Origin of the sequence: Jannaschia maritima (genome assembly GCF_030973515.1) — a bacterium.
GTDB classification, from domain to species: domain Bacteria; phylum Pseudomonadota; class Alphaproteobacteria; order Rhodobacterales; family Rhodobacteraceae; genus Jannaschia; species Jannaschia maritima.
Window position 1 is genome coordinate 176,588 of sequence record NZ_JARGZA010000004.1, and the last position, 16,146, is coordinate 192,733.

The window sequence follows — 16,146 nt, forward strand, 5'->3', positions numbered from 1 at the left end:
GGCGCGGGTCAAGGGCGGCGGGTCGGACCGGTGTCTGCACCGCGTCTGCGCGGCGTCTGCCCTGCGTCTGCCCCGCGACCGTGCGGTCGGACCGATGCGCCCACGATCCGTTAACCGCTCCACCGGAGGGTGCCGCCCGAAAAGGATGGAGCCCGCGATGGATCAGATACGCAGGAAGCCCGGCACGCGGCAGCGCGAGCACCGGGAGGAGTACGCCGCCCTCGTGGCCGCCTTCGACGCGGACATGGTGGTCCATGCGGCGGAGCAGGGCGAGGTCCCAGACGAATGGGAGGGGATCTGGCGCGACCGAACCAAGCGCACCGTCAAGATGACGATCCGCGTGGACGAGGACGTCGCCAAGTTCTTTCAGTCGATGGGCCCCGGCTATGGCCCCCGGATGAACCGGGTCCTGCGGGCATTCGTGCTGTCACGGCTGGGCGGGTTCCTGCATGGCGGCGCGATGCCCGAGAAGTTCAGGAAGGACTGGATGACGTGGCATCACGGGGGCGACGGCGACATCGTGATGTCGCGTGAGTTGGTGAGCGAGATGAACAAGGTGATCGAACTTCAGGGGCGGTTGGTGACGGAGATGGCGCGGAAGGAGGAGCGGTTACGGGAGAGGTTGGAGGCGAGCGGGATTCAGCCTTCCGCGGAGGGACATGAGCGCGTGAACAACCTCGACCATCATCAGTCTGAGAACGCCGGTTGAAACTCAGATTTGCTTGAAACGCGCTTTCGGCCCCAACGTCGCCGGCAACATCAGCAAGCCACCCGCGCGGGTCTGACGCTCGATCAGGATCGCCTCCCAGTGCCACAGCATGGCGGCTGCCTGCTTGATGGGAGGTAGCCGCTCAATGGAAGGGGGCATGAAGAGGCCTAGAACCCCGCTAGCCAACAGGGCTTAACGCTCCGCCTTCCTACGGGTCTGCCTTCGATCAATCGTTACGAGAACATGGCGGCCCGCTGGGATCATACGGGCGAACAGATCGATATCCGAGATGTCGCTCGGATATCGGTCGCACAGGGCTACGGCCTCGTTGCCGACGTTGGCAAGGTGCGGATGAAGACTACGCGGCACCAGTGGCGACACGTTGTGGTCGAAGACGACCGTTATCGTCACGCCGCGAGCGCCTCCTCGTAGGCTATGGCAGCACGGACATCTGCGACGGGGACCTCGTAGTATCGTGCCGTCCTCTCCACTCCATGCAGATCGACGGCGCGTACAAGGGTTTCCGTAGGAACGCCCGTCGCATCGATCACGGATCGTCCGAAGGCGCGGTTTGGGTCAAGAACGACCCGTTCATGATGCTCAGGCCGCCAACGGCGCGCCCTTCCTTCTTCGTACTCCAGATCGACCAGGGTTGGTGCAACGATCTCCGCAAAGACCCGCTGAGCCGGATTCTTATGCGAAAGGCTATAGATCGCCTTTTCACCCACGAGAATGAATATGTCCCGGCCATCCGTCTTGAACCGGCTCGATGCAAACGGGCGTTCCTGACCGAACCGATCCCGGGCCAATCCCATTGCGTGTCGGATGGCTTGAAGCGGTATACCGGCTTTGCGCAATGCATTGACGACGCGGGCTTCCACGAGATCCGCGAAGCTCAGCTCGCTTGTGTCATACACACGATAGCGAGCTCCGAAGAGGGGTTCCACCTTCCTCGTGCCCCTCGTCCAGCGGCGCAGCTTGGCTTGCGACGTGCCGATCAACGTGGCCGCACGAGCGATGGGATAGACCCCCTGGCCGATTATCGAAGGCGCAACGCCGTCAGTCATACGCCGAAACTAGTCCAACCCCATGCGATTTGCGACCCCTCCCTCCGAATGTCGAGGGTGCGAAGTCGCCCCCCCTACTGCAACGTCCGCACCTCGATCTCGCCCTCCCGTCGCGCCCGCATCGCCAGGGCGGCGGCGTGGGAGCCGGCTAGGGTGGTGTAGTAGGGGATGCGGTCCATCAGGGCGACGTTGCGCATGGAGCGGCTGTCCTCGACGGCCTGGGCGCCTTCGGTGGTGTTCATCACCAGGGCCACGCCGCCGTCCTTCATGACGTCGACGACCGTGCGGCCGCCTTCGTAGGCCTTGGCGACGGTCGTGGATTCGACCCCGTGCGCGGCGAGGTAGCGGGCGGTGCCGGACGTGGCGAGCAGGTCCAGGCCCAGGTCGCGCAGGAGGGTCGCGGTCTCGACCAGCTGGGGGCTCTTGTCGTCGTCCTTGATGCTGACGAAGACGGTGCCCGCCTCCGGCAGCTGGGTCCCCGCCCCCATCTGCGCCTTGAGGAAGGCGCGGGCGAAGGACCGGTCCCAGCCCATGACCTCGCCCGTCGAGCGCATCTCCGGTCCCAGCAGGGTGTCCACGCCGGGGAAGCGGGCGAAGGGGAGGACGGCCTCCTTCACGGAGAACCAGGGCGTTTCGGGATGGGCCAGCGTCATGGGGTCGCCGATGGGCAGGTGGTCGGGACCGGCATCGGCGGGGTACGGGTCGCGCAGGGGAAAATCGGACAGCTTCTCGCCCGCCATCAGGCGCGCGGCGATGGACGCGATCGCCGAATCGACGGCCTTGGCGACGAAGGGGACGGTGCGCGACGCGCGGGGGTTCACCTCGATCAGATAGACGTCGCCGTCCTTCACGGCGAACTGGACGTTCATCAGGCCGACCACGTTCAGGGCACGGGCCAACTCGACGGTCTGGCGGCGGATCTCGGCCACGATGTCGGCGGGCAGGGTGTGGGGCGGCAGGCAGCAGGCGCTGTCGCCCGAATGGACGCCCGCCTCCTCGATGTGCTGCATGATGCCCGCGACGTGGACCTGCGCGCCGTCCGACAGGGCGTCGACGTCGACCTCGATCGCGCCCGAAAGATAGCCGTCGAGCAGGACGGGGCTGTCGCCCGACACGACCACGGCGTCGCGGATGTAGCGGTCGAGCTGGGCCCCATCCCTCACGATCTCCATGGCGCGGCCGCCCAGGACGTAGGAGGGGCGGATCACCAGGGGGAAGCCCAGCTCGGCGGCGGCGGCCTTCGCGCCCTCGTCCGTCGTGGCGATGGCGTTGCGCGGCTGCTTCAGGCCCAGGCGTCGGACCAGGCCCTGGAAGCGTTCGCGGTCCTCCGCCAGGTCGATGGCGTCGGGCGAGGTGCCGAGGATGGGGATGCCGGCCTCGTGCAGCGCGTTGGCGAGCTTCAGGGGCGTCTGGCCGCCGAACTGGACGATCACGCCGTGGAGCGTGCCGTTCTCCCGCTCCACCCGCAGGATCTCCAGCACGTGCTCCAGCGTCAACGGCTCGAAGTAGAGGCGGTCGGAGGTGTCGTAGTCGGTGGAGACCGTCTCCGGGTTGCAGTTGACCATGATCGTCTCGTAGCCCGCCGCCGACAGCGCATAGCAGGCGTGGCAGCAGCAATAGTCGAACTCGATCCCCTGCCCGATCCGGTTGGGGCCGCCGCCCAGGATGACGACCTTCTTCGCGTCGGTCGGGCGGGCCTCGCATTCCGCGTCGCCCATCACCGGCGTCTCGTAGGTGGAATACATGTAGGGGGTCTGGGCCTCGAACTCCGCGGCGCAGGTGTCGATGCGCTTGAAGGTGGCGACGATGTTCTGGGCCTGGCGCGTGGCGCGGATGTCGGCCTCCGTCCGCCCGGTCAGGATCGCGAGGCGCGCATCGGTGAAGCCCATCTGCTTGAGGCGGCGCAGGGCACCCGCGTCGGTGGGCAGGCCGTCCGCGCGGACCCGGGCTTCGGCGTCCACGATCTCGCGGATGCGGGCGAGGAACCAGGGGTCGAACTTGGTGACGGCGTTGACGTCGTCGTCCGACAGGCCGAGGCGCATGGCCTGGGCGATCGTCCGCAGGCGGTCGGGGGTCTGGCGGGACAGGGCGGCGGTGATGGCGGCGCGGTCGGGTTCGGTGATAGCCGTTCCATCCGGATCATCGGGGCCCCGGCTCAAGGCCGGGGTGCCATTCCCGGCGAGGCCGGGAATGGCAATCTCGTCGAAGCCGGTCAGGCCGGTTTCCAGGGATGCCAGCGCCTTCTGCAACGATTCGTGGATCGTGCGGCCGATGGCCATGGCCTCGCCCACGGACTTCATGGCGGTGGTCAGGTCGGGCTGGGCGCCGGGGAACTTCTCGAACGCGAAGCGGGGGATCTTGGTGACGACGTAGTCGATGGTCGGCTCGAACGAGGCGGGCGTGACCTTCGTGATGTCGTTGTCCAATTCGTCCAGCGTGTAGCCCACGGCCAGCTTGGCCGCGATCTTGGCGATGGGGAAGCCCGTGGCCTTGGACGCCAAGGCGGAGGACCGGGACACGCGGGGATTCATCTCGATCACGACCATGCGGCCGTCGGCGGGGTTCACGGCCCATTGGACGTTGGAGCCCCCCGTCTCGACCCCGATCTCGCGCAGGACCTGGATGGAGGCGGTGCGCATCCGCTGGTATTCCTTGTCGGTCAGCGTCAGCGCGGGCGCCACGGTGATGCTGTCGCCCGTGTGGACGCCCATCGGGTCCACGTTCTCGATCGAGCAGACGATGATGGCGTTGTCGGCGTGGTCGCGCACGACCTCCATCTCGTATTCCTTCCAGCCCAGGAGGGACTGGTCCACAAGGATCTGGGCCACGGGGCTGGCTTCCAGGCCGGAGCGGCAGATCGCTTCGTAGTCGGCGCGGTTGTAGGCCACGCCGCCGCCCGTGCCGCCCATGGTGAAGGCGGGGCGGATGATGGCGGGCAGGCCCACGTGTTCGAGCTGGGCCATCGCGTCCTCCATGCCCGCGCGGATGTCGCGCTTGCCGTCGGGCCGCTTCGGTGCGGCGACGATCACGGCCTTGGGGTTCTCGATCCCCAGCCGGTCCATCGCCTCGCGGAAGAGCTTGCGATCCTCCGCCATCTCGATCGCCTCGCGCCGGGCGCCGATCAGCTCCACCCCGTGTTCCGCGAGGACGCCCATGTCGTCGAGCGCCAGCGCGGTGTTCAGGCCGGTCTGGCCGCCCATGGTGGGCAGCAGCGCGTCGGGCTTCTCCTGCGCGATGATGCGGGCCACGACGTCGGGCGTGATGGGTTCGATGTAGGTGGCGTCGGCCATGCCGGGATCGGTCATGATCGTGGCGGGGTTCGAGTTGACCAGGATGACGCGGTAGCCTTCCTCCCGCAGGGCCTTGCAGGCCTGGGCGCCGGAATAGTCGAACTCGCAGGCCTGCCCGATGACGATGGGGCCGGCGCCGATGATCATGATGGATTGGATGTCCGTCCGCTTCGGCATTGGCCCGTCCCCGTTCGCAGGATGCCGGCGCAGCCGCCATCGCGACCGGAGGACCGGCAAATCGTCGCGCTTATAGGCGGGGGGCGGGGGGGCGCAAGCGGCGGTGGCGCCAGTCCGGGGCCTGAGATCGGGCGGCGAGATCGGTGCAAACGAAATCAGGGGGTTGCCTTGAAGCGGGAAACCGGTGCTACATCTTGCGGTTGCATGCGTGCGCCGAAGGGGAGGGACGACGCCTTGGCCGAACCGACCGCCCTGTTCCTGGGATCCCTCGCCGCGTTGGCCGAAACGGGCGATTTGGAGCGACGCGCCCACAACCGCGCCTTCGCCGATTTCGATCTGGAGTGGATCTGGGACCCCGACGCGTTCGTCCACCTGTCGCGGGGCCCCACCGGTCCGCGCCGGATCGCGCATTATGCGCTGGATGCGGGCTGTCGGGTCGACGCGCGCGCGGTCCATGCGGCGGCGATGGGGCATCTGGCCGATCTGGTCGGACGGCAGGGCCTGGCCCCGCGGCCCGGCGTGCTGGACACGGTGCGCGCCGCGAAGGACCGGGGCCTGGCCGTGGTGCTGGCCACCACCGCGGAGCCGGACAAGGTGGACGTCGTCCTGGACGCGCTGGACCGCGTGATCGACCCGGAGGCGTTCGCCTGGATCGGCGACGCCACGCGCGCGGCGCGGCCCAAGCCGATGCCCGACATCTATTTCGCGGCGATGGGGCGGCTGGACCTGGCCCCCCATCAGGTCCTGGCCGTCGAGACCAGCCCGGAGGACGCCGCCGCAGCCCTGGACGCGGGTTGCGCGGTGCTGGCCTTTCCCGACGCGGTCCACGTGGAGCGGGACTTCCAGGCCGGCGTGTTGACGACCGACCGCCTGCGGCCCTGCCTGCTGGAGATGGGGGTCGAGCGATCGGTCCGCGCCCGCACGGCCGCGGAGTGACCCGCCGCGCCGGTTGACAGCCCCGCCCGTCCCGTGTCGAAGGGCGCGCGCCATCGGACAGGGGTTATCGTCATGCACGTCTATCGCACGCATACCTGCGCGGGGCTGCGCGAAGGGGATGTCGGCCAGGACGTGCGGCTGGCGGGCTGGGTCCACCGGATCCGCGACCACGGCGGCGTGCTGTTCATCGACCTGCGCGACCATTACGGCGTCACCCAGCTTTTGGCCGACGAGGACAGCCCCGTCTTCGCGCAGTTGGAGCGGTTGAGGGCCGAGACCTGCATCCGCATCGACGGCAGCGTGAAGGCGCGCGACCCCGCGCTGGTCAACGACGCGATCCCCACGGGCCGGGTGGAGGTGTTCGTCCGCGACCTGGAGGTCCTGGGCGGCGTCGACGGCGACCTGCCCCTGCCCGTGTTCGGCGACCAGGACTATCCGGAGGAGACGCGCCTGCGCTACCGGTTCCTGGACCTGCGGCGCGACAGCATGCAGCGCAACATGACGCTGCGCTCCGACGTGGTGCGCGACATCCGGGAACGGATGTGGGGCCTGGGGTTCCGCGAGCACCAGACGCCGATCATCACCGCGTCCAGCCCCGAAGGGGCGCGGGACTTCATCGTGCCCAGCCGCCTGCATCCGGGCAAGGTGTACGCGCTGCCGCAGGCGCCGCAGCAGTTCAAGCAGCTGCTGATGGTGTCGGGCTTCGACAAGTACTTCCAGATCGCGCCCTGCTTCCGGGACGAGGATCCGCGCGCCGACCGGTCGCCCACCGACTTCTATCAGCTGGACCTAGAGATGTCGTTCGTCACGCAGGACGACGTGTTCGACACCGTGGCCCCCGTGGTCGCGGGCGTGTTCGAACGGTTCGGCGGGGGGAAAGCGGTAGACGCGCCGGGGGACTGGCCGCGGATCCCCTATGCGGAGGCGTTGCAGAAGTACGGGACCGACAAGCCCGACCTGCGCAACCCGATCGCCATGCAGGACGTCAGCGAGCATTTCCGCGGCTCCGGCTTCGCAATCTTCGCGTCGCTGCTGGAGAAGGCGGGCACGGAGGTGCGCGCCATCCCCGCGCCGACGGGCGGGTCGCGCAAGTTCTGCGACCGGATGAACAAGTACGCCCAGGGCGAGGGGCTGCCTGGGATGGGCTACATCTTCTGGCGCGACGGCGACGACGGGCTGGAGGCCGCAGGACCGCTGGCGAAGAACATCGGGCCGGAGCGGACGGAGGCGATCCGGCAGCAGCTGGGTTTGGCGTCCGGCGATGCGGCGTTCTTCCTGGGGGGCCGAGCCGCCGACTTCGAAGGCGTCGCGGGGCGGGCGCGCACGGTGATCGGGACCGAGCTGGGGCTGGTGGACGCGGACCGCTTCGCCTTTGCCTGGATCGTGGACTTCCCGATGTTCGAGCGCGACGACGCGGGCAAGGTCGATTTCAGCCACAACCCGTTCTCCATGCCGCAGGGCGGGATGGACGCGCTGGCGGGCGACCCCGAAGGGGTGCTGGGTTTCCAGTACGACCTGGCCTGCAACGGGTACGAGCTGATCTCCGGCGCGATCCGGAACCACAGGCTGGACGTCATGTACCGCGCGTTCGAGATCGCGGGATACGGGCGGGACGAGGTCGAGAAGCGGTTCGGCGGGATGGTGAAGGCGTTCCGCTACGGCGCCCCGCCCCACGGCGGCTGCGCGGCGGGCATCGACCGCATCGTGATGCTGCTGGCCGGCGAGGAGAACATCCGCGAGGTCATGCTGTTCCCGATGAACCAGCGGGCGGAGGATCTGATGATGGGCGCCCCCAGCGACCCCCTGCCCGGCCAGTTGATGGAGCTGGGCCTGCGCGCGCTGCCACGCGACGGCTGAGGCACACGTCCGGACGCCCGCCCCTTCAACGCCAGTCGAAGAACCCCGCAGGCGCGCGGCCCAGCAGGTCGCGGCCCATCGCGGCGCCCAGGGCGTCGGCGTCCGCCGCGGCGCCTTCGCCCGACACCTCCAACGCGTCCGATCCGTCGGGGCGCAACACCTCGCCCCGGAAGGACAGCGTGCCGTCCGACAGGTCGGCCAGGCCCGCGATGGGCGTTTCGCAGGACCCGTCGAGGACGCGCAGGAAGGCGCGTTCGCAGGCGATGCGCGTGCCGGTCGGCGCATCGTGGATGGGGGCCAGCAGGGCGGCCACGCGGTCGTCGCCGCGCCGCCGCTCGATCCCGATGGCGCCCTGCGCCACGGCGGGCAGCATGTCGGCGGGGTCGATGGCGGTGTGGGGCACGTCGGTCATGGACAGGCGGTTCAGGCCCGCCCGTGCCAGGAAGGTCGCCGCCGCCACGCGGTCGCGCAGCTTGCCCATGCGGGTCTGCACGTTGCCCCGGAACTCGACCAGGTGCAGGTCGGGTCGCCGCCGGGCCAGTTGCGCGCGCCGCCGCAGGGACGAGGTGCCGACGGTCGCGCCCCGGGGCAGGTCGGCCAGACGAAGGCCGTCGAGGGACACGAAGGCGTCGCGCACGTCCTCGCGCGGGAGGAACACGTCGAGGACTAGGCCGTCGGGTTGCAGCGTGGGCATGTCCTTCGTGGAATGGACCGCCAGGTCGATGTCGCCCGCGAGCAACTGTTCCTCGATCTCGCGGGTGAACAGGCCCTTGCCCCCGATCTCCTTCAGGGGGCGGTCGACGATGCGGTCGCCGGTGGTCTTGATGACCACCACGGCGAAGCAGTCGTCGTCCAGACCGTGCGCCGTCCTCAGCCGGTCCCGCGTCTCGTGCGCCTGCGCCAGGGCCAGCGGGGAGCCGCGCGTGCCGATGCGCAGGGGGTTCGACGGGTCGGGCAGATCGGCGGGCATGGTCGGGTCCGTCAGGTTCGGTTGACACTGTGTTCCCGTCTGGACAGGGGTTGTCCAGACGTTTCGCCCGGGGGATCCGATGTCCAGCACCAAGCCCATCCTGCGCGCCCTGGCGGGCGAGGTCCTGTCCACGCCCCCGGCCTGGATGATGCGGCAGGCCGGGCGCTATCTGCCGGAATACCGGGCCACCCGCGCGAAGGCGGGGGACTTCCTGTCGCTGTGCTACGACCCGGATCTGGCGACCGAAGTGACGTTGCAGCCGATCCGCCGCTACGACTTCGACGCGGCCATCCTGTTCGCCGACATCCTGTTGGTGCCCCAGGCGCTGGGCGCGGATCTGTGGTTCGTCACGGGCGAGGGGCCGCGCCTGTCCACGATCACCGACCGCGCGGGCGTCGACGCGCTGCGTCCCACGGACGCGATCCACGAGACGCTGGCCCCCATCTATCAGACGGTGCGCAACCTGGCGGGGGCGTTGCCGGGCCACGTGGCGCTGATCGGGTTCGCGGGCGCGCCCTGGACGGTCGCGACCTATATGATCGCGGGGCGGGGCACGCCGGACCAGGCGCCCGCGCATGCGTTGAAGGACGGGGACCGCGCGACGTTCGCGGCGCTGATCGACCGCATCACGGACGCCACGGTGGAATACCTGTCCGCCCAGATCGACGCGGGCGCGGAGGTGGTGAAGATCTTCGATTCGTGGGCCGGTTCGCTCAAGGGCCGCGACCTGGACGACTTCGCCATCGAACCCGCGCGCCGGATCACCGCCGCCCTGAAGGCGCGCCACCCCGGCATCCCGGTCATCGCCTTCCCGCGCGGCGCGGGCACGCGCAACGAAGGGATGCACGCGGCCACGGGCGCGGACTGCATCGCGCTGGACGACGACGTGGACGTGGGCTGGGCCGCGGCGCACGTGCAGAGCGGCGGCTGCGTGCAGGGCAACCTGAAGTCGTCGCACATGGTCACCGGCGGCGACGCCCTGGTGGCGGAGGTGCGGCGCATCCGCGACGGGTTCCGGGGCGGGCCGCACATCTTCAACCTGGGCCACGGCATCACGCCGGACGCGGATCCCGACAACGTCGCCCTGATGCTGGACACCCTGCGCGAGGATGCGCGTGCGACGGCCTGAAGGGGCCGTACCCCCGCGCCATCCGCCCCGGGCGTCCCGGCCATGACCGCCACATCGGACTTCGTCGTGATCGGCGCTGGCATGATGGGCGCGCCCTGCGCGCGCCACCTGGCGGAGGCCGGACATTCCGTGGCCCTGATCGCCGCGCCCGAAACGCGGCAGGGTCCCGGCCCGCGCGCGAGCCACTGGGACGCGGGGCGCATCACCCGCCGCGTCGCGTCCGACCCCGACTGGTCCCTCCTGTCCCGACGCTCCATCGCCCGGTATCGGGATCTGGAGGCGCGGTCGGGCGAGCGGTTCTTCGGCGAGGTCGGGGCCGTGATGGCGGGGCTGCGCGAAGGCCCGCTGACGGGCTTCACCGACGGGTTGCTGACCGTCGCGGAAGGGCTGGACGACCCCCGCCCCTCCATCGGTCCGGACGGTCACGGCTGGACGCTGCCGCCCGGCTCCGTCGCCAGCCACGAGCGTCGCCTGGGCGGCTGGATCGACCCCCGCGCCGCCGCCCGCGCGCAGATCGCCTGCGCGCGCGACGCGGGATGCGTGGTCCACCACGGCCATGCGGTCGCGCGCGACGGCGCCGCGGTCACACTGGCGGACGGCACGCGCCTGTCCGGGGGCCACGTCGTCGTCGCGACCGGCCCCCACGCCGCCAGCGACGGCCTGCTGCCCGGGCGGCCCAGGCTGACCGTGTGGGGCCGCACGGTCGCCTTCGTGCGCGTGTCCGAAGCGGAAGCCGCGCGCCTGGCGGACCTGCCGACCTGCATCTGGGTGCCGGGGCCGGACTGGGATCACGACCTCTATGCCCTGCCGCCGATCCGGTATCCGGACGGGCGGCACTACCTGAAGATCGGGGGCGAGGTGGTCAGCCCGGTGCTGCACGACGCGGAGGCCATCCGCGCCTGGTACGCCACGCCCGGCGACGCGGCCGTGGGCGAGCGCCTGCTGGCGGCTTTGCGCCTCGCCCTGCCCGGCCTGGCGGAAGCGGGGACGCACACCGAATCCTGTGCCGTGGTGTGGTCGGACACGGGATACCCCTATGTCGACGCGGCGGGGCCGGGCGTCACCGTGCTGTGCGGCGGCAACGGGGCGGCCGCGAAGTCGGGGGACGAGATCGGGCGGCTGGGCGCCGTCGTCGCGTCGGGCGGGTCGCTGGACGGCGAAGGCTACGCGGCGGACTTCCGGGCGGTGTGGGACTAGGGGGACGCGCGCTCGACGCGGGCGGGGGCATCCCGTCGCGCGCCTGGGTTCAATGCCACTTCGCCAGGGGCGGCATGGACATCAGCACGGCGTCGACGTTGTGCCCCGTTTCCAACCCGAACTTGGTGCCGCGGTCCCAGACGAGGTTGTATTCGGCGTAGAGGCCGCGGTGGCGCAGCTGCGCGTCGCGGTCGTCGTCCGTCCAGGGGGCGTCGCGGCGCTTCTCGACCAACGGCACCCATGCGGGCAGGAAGCGGCGCCCGACCTCCCGGGTGAAGGCGAAGTCGTCCTCCCAGTCGCCGGTGTCCAGGTCGTCGTAGAAGATCCCGCCCACGCCCCGCGCCCGGCCCCGGTGTGGGACGAAGAAGTACTCGTCCGCCCAGGCCTTCAGCCGGTCGTAGCGCCCAGGCTCGAACGCGTCGCAGGCGGCGCGCATCTCGGCGTGGAAATGCGTGGTGTCGTCGTCGTAGGGCAAGGCGGGGTTCAGGTCGGACCCGCCCCCGAACCAGCCGCCATGCGGGGTCCAGAACATCCGCGTGTTCATGTGGACCGCCGGCACGTGCGGGTTGCGCATGTGCGCCACGAGCGACACGCCCGACGCCCAGAAGCGCGGGTCGTCGGCCATGCCGGGCAGGTCCTTGCGCGCCGCCATCGCCGCCACCGCGCGGGGCGCCAGGGTGCCGAACACCTCCGACACGTTGACGCCGACCTTCTCGAACACCCGGCCCCCACGCATCACCGACATCAGGCCCCCGCCCGCGTCGCCCCCGTCGTCGGAGGCCCGGGTCGTCGGCGTCACCTCGAAGGCCGCGGGGGGGCGGTCGTCGGTGGCGGTGCCCGCGTCCTCCAACGTCTGGAAGGCGTCCACGATGGTGTCCCGCAGCGCGCGGAACCAGGCGGCGGCGCGGGCCTTGCGCGCGGCGGCGATGTCGTCGTCGGTCACAGGGTCGGTCATGGCCCGTTCCCTGCCACGGGGGCGCGGCGGGGGCCAGATGCGGGGTCGGGTTTCCCGCACTGACCGCCGCGCGGGCGGGGTGCTAGGCTGACCCCATCCTGATCCGAGGGGAGGACCCCATGGCACGCCCGTTCCGCATCGGCACCTATAACGTGCAGAACCTGTTCGACCGGTTCGACGACCCCTATTCGGTGGGCGACGACACCTATGGGATGTACCGCACCCGGCCCAAGTCGCGGGCGCACGCCTTCGACGTGGCCAGCCGCATCCGCCGCAACGGGGTCGGACGGCGGTCCGTGGACGTCGTGGGTCTGCAGGAGCTGGAAAGCTTCGGGGCGCTGCTGGACTTCGTGCAGGGCTCGGTCGGGCCGCATTACGGGCCCCGGACCGGCGTGGTCAGCCTGCCGTCGAACGACCCGCGCGGCATCGACCTGGGCCTGATCTGCACGGACCGCTTCCGCATCGGGCGGATCGTCAGCCACCGGTTCGAGAAGTTCCGCCGCGCCGACGGCGTGCTGTACCAGTTCGGGCGCGACTGCCTGCAGGTGGAGTTGCTGGACGCGGACCGCGAATCGCTGGTCCTGACCGCCTTCGTCTGCCACCTGAAGTCGAAGTACACCGGCATCGATCCGTTCGAGGACCCGGGCGGATACGCCCGCGCGCAGGCGCTGAACACCGTGAAGCGCCGGGCGGAGGCCGAGCACGTGGTCGACGTGGTGCGCCGCGCCGTCGACCCCGCGACGGACCGCTTCGTGGTGATGGGCGACCTGAACGACACGCCCGACAGCGAGGCGCTGGCCCCCCTGGTGGCCCCGGCGAATCCCCTCGGCCTCGCCGACGCCGCGACCCTGATCGATCAGGCCGACGACGCGCCCACCTCGGCCGTGCGCCGCGCGCGCGACACCCATGTCTGGGACCGGCCCCAAGCGGACGGCACCCGCCGGGCGGAGTGGGCGCAGATCGACTACCTCCTGTGCTCGCCCGCGCTGTGGGCCCTGCGGACGGGGGTGGCGGACGTCGTCAACTCGCCCAAGGAGCAGGGGTCGGACCATTACCTGCACTGGGCGGAGTTCGCGATGCCCTGAGGGGGCGGGTCCCTTAACGGATCGGTAACCGATTGCGGCAATATCTGGGCACCGTCATCCATTGGTGGATTTCCGGAGCCGTCCATGCATATGGTGACCCAAACCAATTCGGACCCGGGCAAACCGGGCCGGCAGGCAGAGCAGGCAGTGACATGATCAGACTTATGCGGGCGATCGGCGTCGCCGCACTCGTCGTGGCGTTGATGGCAGGTGCCGTCCGCGCCGCGCCCTACGCCGAATTCCTGATGGACGCCCGCAACGGGGAGGTGCTGCGGTCGCGCAACGCCGACGCCCGCCTGCACCCGGCGTCGCTGACGAAGATGATGACCCTCTACATCGCGTTCGAGGCCGTGGGCCGGGGCGAGATCACCCTGGACACGCCCGTCCGGATCAGCGCCAAGGCCGCCGCCACCCCGTACGCGATCGGGTTCCGGCAGGGCAGCCACGTCAAGCTGCGCTATCTGCTGCGCGCCGCCGCCGTGCGGTCGTCGAACGACGGCGCCACCGCCATCGCGGAGGCCATATCGGGATCGGTCGAGGCGTTCGCGGGGCGGATGAACCGCACCGCCCGCGCGCTGGGGATGACGCAGTCGAACTTCAAGAACCCCCACGGCCTGACCCAAAGGGGCCACCTGTCCACCGCGCGGGACATGAGCTTGCTGGGGCGGCGGCTGTTCTACGACTATCCGCAATACTACAACCTGTTCTCGCGCCGCACGACGAACATCGGCCACGGCACCGTACGCAACACCAACCGCAAGGTCCTGGCGGCCTACAACGGGGCGGACGGGATCAAGACGGGCTTCACGAACGCCGCCGGATTCAACCTGGTGGCCAGCGCCAAGCGCGGGAACGTGCGGGTCATCGCCACCGTGTTCGGCGGCACCAGCTCGGCCGCGCGCAACAAGCGGATCATGCAGCTGTTCGACATGGGCTTCCAGCGCGCCAAGCGCGGCGTGGCCGAGCTGCGCCCCGCGCTGCCGGCCTATGGCGGGGCGGGCGGCTTCGGCCTGCTGGCCCGGTCGGCCCGTCCGCCGATGCGGCCCCGCACGGCGACGGCGTCCCTGTCGGCGGCCATCGATTCGACCGTGGGGCAGCTGGTCACCCGGTCGTCCAGCTCGGGCGGGCAGATCTATGGCATCGCCCTGCCGCGCCAGACGTCCCGCTACGAGGCGGACCGCCTCCTGCTGCGGACCGCCCTGCAGGAACTGGAGGTTCTGGACACCGCCCTGCGCCAGGTCCGCCCCGTGTCGGGCGGCTTCCAGCCCGCCTTCGTGGGCCTGAGCCAGCGGGACGCGCAACGCGCCTGCTCGCGCATCCAGAGCAGGCAGGTCGCCTGCGACGTGGTCGCGGGGGGCTGAGCCCCCCGCCCGCGGGACGACCCCCTAGCGCAGCACCGCCGCCAAGGTCACCGCGTGGATCGCGGCGATGCCCAGATTGGCCACGGCGACGGGGTGTCCCGCCCCGAGCAGGAACGGCGTCATCGGCTCGTAGGCCACCTGCACCGCCAGCAGTCCGGGCAAGAGCGCCGCACACCCGTGGGGCCAAGCCAGCAGGATCGCGGACACCAGGAGGATGGCGGCATAGACGCAGATCAGAATGCGTCGCGCGGGCGTGTCGGTTCCGAAGGCGGCGTCCTGCGTGCCGACGGCCAGCCCCCAGATCACCGGCACCAGGACGGCGACGTTCACGATGGGCGACACGAACGGCATGACGTCCCTCATGCGCCGTGGTTAACACGGACCCCGGGGGAGGTGCACCCATGACCCAGACCATGCGCGCGGTGGAGATATCGGGACCCGGCGGACCGGACGTCCTGCGACTGGTGGACCGGCCCGTCCCCATGCCGGGCCCGGGCGAGATCCGCATCCGCCTGTCCCATGCGGGCGTGAACCGTCCCGACGCGCTTCAACGGGCCGGCGCCTACGACCCGCCGAAGGGGGCCAGCGACCTGCCGGGGCTGGAAGGGGCGGGCCATGTCGACGCGGTGGGCCCGGGCGTGTCGCGCTGGGCTGCCGGCGACGCCGTCTGCGCCCTGCTGCCGGGCGGGGGATACGCCGAATGGGCCACCTGCCCCGCAGACCATGCGCTGCGCGTTCCGGACGGCCTGGACATGGCGCAAGCCGCCGCCCTGCCGGAAACGGCGTTCACGGTCTGGTCGAACGTCTTCGACCGGGGCCGATTGCGGGCGGGGGAACGGCTGCTGGTTCACGGCGGGACGTCGGGGATCGGCACGATGGCGATCCAGATGGCGCGGGCCTTGGGCGCGCGCGTCTTCGCCACCGCCGGAACGGACGAAAAGGTCGCCGTGTGCAAGGGGCTGGGCGCCACCGCGCTGAACTACCGCGAGGTCGACTTCGTGCCCTGGATGCGGGATGCGGGCGGCGCGGACGTGATCCTGGACATGGTGGGCGGGGATTACCTGCCCCGCAACCTGAAGGCCCTGGCCGACGACGGGCGACTGGTGCAGATCGCGTTCCTGCAAGGCCCAAAGGCGGAGGTGAACTTCGCCCCCCTGATGGTCCGGCGGCTGACGATCACCGGCTCGACGCTGCGGCCGCGCACGGACGTCGAGAAGGCGCGGATCGCGGACGCGCTGCGCACGCGGGTCTGGCCCCTGATCGACGCGGGTGCCATCGCACCGGTCATGGACCGCACGTTCCCCCTGGCGGACGCGGCGGCGGCGCATCGCCGGATGGAAGCGGGGGACCACGTGGGCAAGATGGTGCTGGCGGTCGGATAGGCCGCCGCGCGCACCGGTGCGCCGCGCATCG

The 16,146-nt window shown here is 70.6% G+C and carries 14 protein-coding genes; 8 read left to right on the forward strand and 6 right to left on the reverse strand.

What is annotated here, in order from left to right; all coding sequences use genetic code 11:
- The first annotated feature begins 157 nt into the window (after positions 1–157).
- The gene (locus tag P0084_RS05200; protein WP_308915749.1) at positions 158–709 is read left to right on the forward strand and encodes a BrnA antitoxin family protein; all 552 of its coding nucleotides are present in this window, start codon (positions 158–160) and stop codon (positions 707–709) included.
- Positions 710–901: 192 nt separating this feature from the next.
- Here the strand turns inward: P0084_RS05200 and P0084_RS18520 are convergent, their stop codons facing one another.
- The 3 genes from P0084_RS18520 to carB form a co-directional block, all read right to left on the reverse strand.
- Positions 902–1,120 (reverse strand): PIN-like domain-containing protein, encoded by a 219-nt coding sequence (locus P0084_RS18520; protein WP_374213598.1) that lies wholly within the window; start codon positions 1,118–1,120, stop codon positions 902–904.
- Positions 1,117–1,776: a MerR family transcriptional regulator gene (locus tag P0084_RS05205; protein ID WP_308915750.1), complete on the reverse strand. Its 660-nt coding sequence runs from the start codon at positions 1,774–1,776 to the stop codon at positions 1,117–1,119. The genes P0084_RS18520 and P0084_RS05205 overlap by 4 nt, the downstream gene beginning before the upstream one ends.
- A 74-nt stretch (positions 1,777–1,850) precedes the next feature.
- A complete protein-coding gene (carB, locus tag P0084_RS05210; RefSeq protein WP_308915751.1) occupies positions 1,851–5,243 on the reverse strand; it encodes a carbamoyl-phosphate synthase large subunit in 3,393 nt (1,130 codons plus the stop codon).
- A 204-nt stretch (positions 5,244–5,447) separates the two neighbouring features.
- Between carB and P0084_RS05215 the strand changes: the two genes are divergently transcribed.
- Together P0084_RS05215 and aspS are read left to right on the forward strand one after the other, a co-directional pair.
- Entirely contained in the window at positions 5,448–6,179 is a 732-nt protein-coding gene (locus tag P0084_RS05215; protein WP_308915752.1) for an HAD family hydrolase, read from the forward strand.
- A 72-nt stretch (positions 6,180–6,251) separates the two neighbouring features.
- Positions 6,252–8,036 carry an aspartate--tRNA ligase gene (aspS, locus tag P0084_RS05220; RefSeq protein WP_308915753.1) on the forward strand — a complete coding sequence of 595 codons (1,785 nt, stop codon included), beginning with the start codon at positions 6,252–6,254 and terminating at the stop codon, positions 8,034–8,036.
- A 25-nt stretch (positions 8,037–8,061) separates the two neighbouring features.
- Here the strand turns inward: aspS and hemC are convergent, their stop codons facing one another.
- Entirely contained in the window at positions 8,062–9,006 is a 945-nt protein-coding gene (gene hemC, locus P0084_RS05225; protein ID WP_308915754.1) for a hydroxymethylbilane synthase, read from the reverse strand.
- A 79-nt stretch (positions 9,007–9,085) separates the two neighbouring features.
- Here hemC and hemE point away from each other — a divergent pair, with 79 nt between their 5' ends.
- Both hemE and P0084_RS05235 read left to right on the forward strand, forming a co-directional pair.
- Positions 9,086–10,135, forward strand: a complete 1,050-nt coding sequence (hemE, locus tag P0084_RS05230; RefSeq protein WP_308915755.1) for a uroporphyrinogen decarboxylase — start codon at positions 9,086–9,088, stop codon at positions 10,133–10,135.
- A 42-nt stretch (positions 10,136–10,177) separates the two neighbouring features.
- A complete protein-coding gene (locus tag P0084_RS05235) occupies positions 10,178–11,332 on the forward strand; it encodes an FAD-binding oxidoreductase (protein WP_308915756.1) in 1,155 nt (384 codons plus the stop codon).
- Positions 11,333–11,381: 49 nt separating this feature from the next.
- Here P0084_RS05235 and hemF read toward each other — a convergent pair whose 3' ends face one another.
- Positions 11,382–12,287, reverse strand: coding sequence for an oxygen-dependent coproporphyrinogen oxidase (gene hemF / locus P0084_RS05240; RefSeq protein ID WP_308915757.1), 906 nt, complete (start codon positions 12,285–12,287; stop codon positions 11,382–11,384).
- A 119-nt stretch (positions 12,288–12,406) separates the two neighbouring features.
- On the opposite strand from hemF, the gene P0084_RS05245 reads away from it, so the two are divergent.
- Together P0084_RS05245 and P0084_RS05250 are read left to right on the forward strand one after the other, a co-directional pair.
- Entirely contained in the window at positions 12,407–13,372 is a 966-nt protein-coding gene (locus tag P0084_RS05245; RefSeq protein ID WP_308915758.1) for an endonuclease/exonuclease/phosphatase family protein, read from the forward strand.
- Between the two features lie 152 nt (positions 13,373–13,524).
- Complete coding sequence (locus tag P0084_RS05250; RefSeq protein ID WP_308915759.1) at positions 13,525–14,733, forward strand: D-alanyl-D-alanine carboxypeptidase family protein; 1,209 nt, start codon at positions 13,525–13,527, stop codon at positions 14,731–14,733.
- A gap of 24 nt (positions 14,734–14,757) precedes the next feature.
- On the opposite strand, the gene P0084_RS05255 is transcribed toward P0084_RS05250, so the two are convergent.
- Positions 14,758–15,096 (reverse strand): hypothetical protein, encoded by a 339-nt coding sequence (locus P0084_RS05255; protein WP_308915760.1) that lies wholly within the window; start codon positions 15,094–15,096, stop codon positions 14,758–14,760.
- 38 nt (positions 15,097–15,134) lie between these two features.
- Between P0084_RS05255 and P0084_RS05260 the strand changes: the two genes are divergently transcribed.
- Positions 15,135–16,115 carry an NAD(P)H-quinone oxidoreductase gene (locus P0084_RS05260; RefSeq protein WP_308915761.1) on the forward strand — a complete coding sequence of 327 codons (981 nt, stop codon included), beginning with the start codon at positions 15,135–15,137 and terminating at the stop codon, positions 16,113–16,115.
- The last annotated feature ends 31 nt before the right edge of the window (positions 16,116–16,146 follow it).

Bases quoted from the DNA above. Each gene is read 5' to 3' on its own strand.
- hemF (WP_308915757.1), bottom strand. From the start codon at position 12,287: ATGACCGACCCTGTGACCGACGACGACATCGCCGCCGCGCGCAAGGCC.
- P0084_RS05245 (WP_308915758.1), top strand. From the start codon at position 12,407: ATGGCACGCCCGTTCCGCATCGGCACCTATAACGTGCAGAACCTGTTC.
- hemE (WP_308915755.1), top strand. From the start codon at position 9,086: ATGTCCAGCACCAAGCCCATCCTGCGCGCCCTGGCGGGCGAGGTCCTG.
- P0084_RS05250 (WP_308915759.1), top strand. From the start codon at position 13,525: ATGATCAGACTTATGCGGGCGATCGGCGTCGCCGCACTCGTCGTGGCG.
- P0084_RS05255 (WP_308915760.1), bottom strand. From the start codon at position 15,096: ATGAGGGACGTCATGCCGTTCGTGTCGCCCATCGTGAACGTCGCCGTC.
- aspS (WP_308915753.1), top strand. From the start codon at position 6,252: ATGCACGTCTATCGCACGCATACCTGCGCGGGGCTGCGCGAAGGGGAT.
- P0084_RS05205 (WP_308915750.1), bottom strand. From the start codon at position 1,776: ATGACTGACGGCGTTGCGCCTTCGATAATCGGCCAGGGGGTCTATCCC.
- P0084_RS05200 (WP_308915749.1), top strand. From the start codon at position 158: ATGGATCAGATACGCAGGAAGCCCGGCACGCGGCAGCGCGAGCACCGG.
- P0084_RS05215 (WP_308915752.1), top strand. From the start codon at position 5,448: ATGCGTGCGCCGAAGGGGAGGGACGACGCCTTGGCCGAACCGACCGCC.
- hemC (WP_308915754.1), bottom strand. From the start codon at position 9,006: ATGCCCGCCGATCTGCCCGACCCGTCGAACCCCCTGCGCATCGGCACG.
- carB (WP_308915751.1), bottom strand. From the start codon at position 5,243: ATGCCGAAGCGGACGGACATCCAATCCATCATGATCATCGGCGCCGGC.
- P0084_RS05235 (WP_308915756.1), top strand. From the start codon at position 10,178: ATGACCGCCACATCGGACTTCGTCGTGATCGGCGCTGGCATGATGGGC.
- P0084_RS05260 (WP_308915761.1), top strand. From the start codon at position 15,135: ATGACCCAGACCATGCGCGCGGTGGAGATATCGGGACCCGGCGGACCG.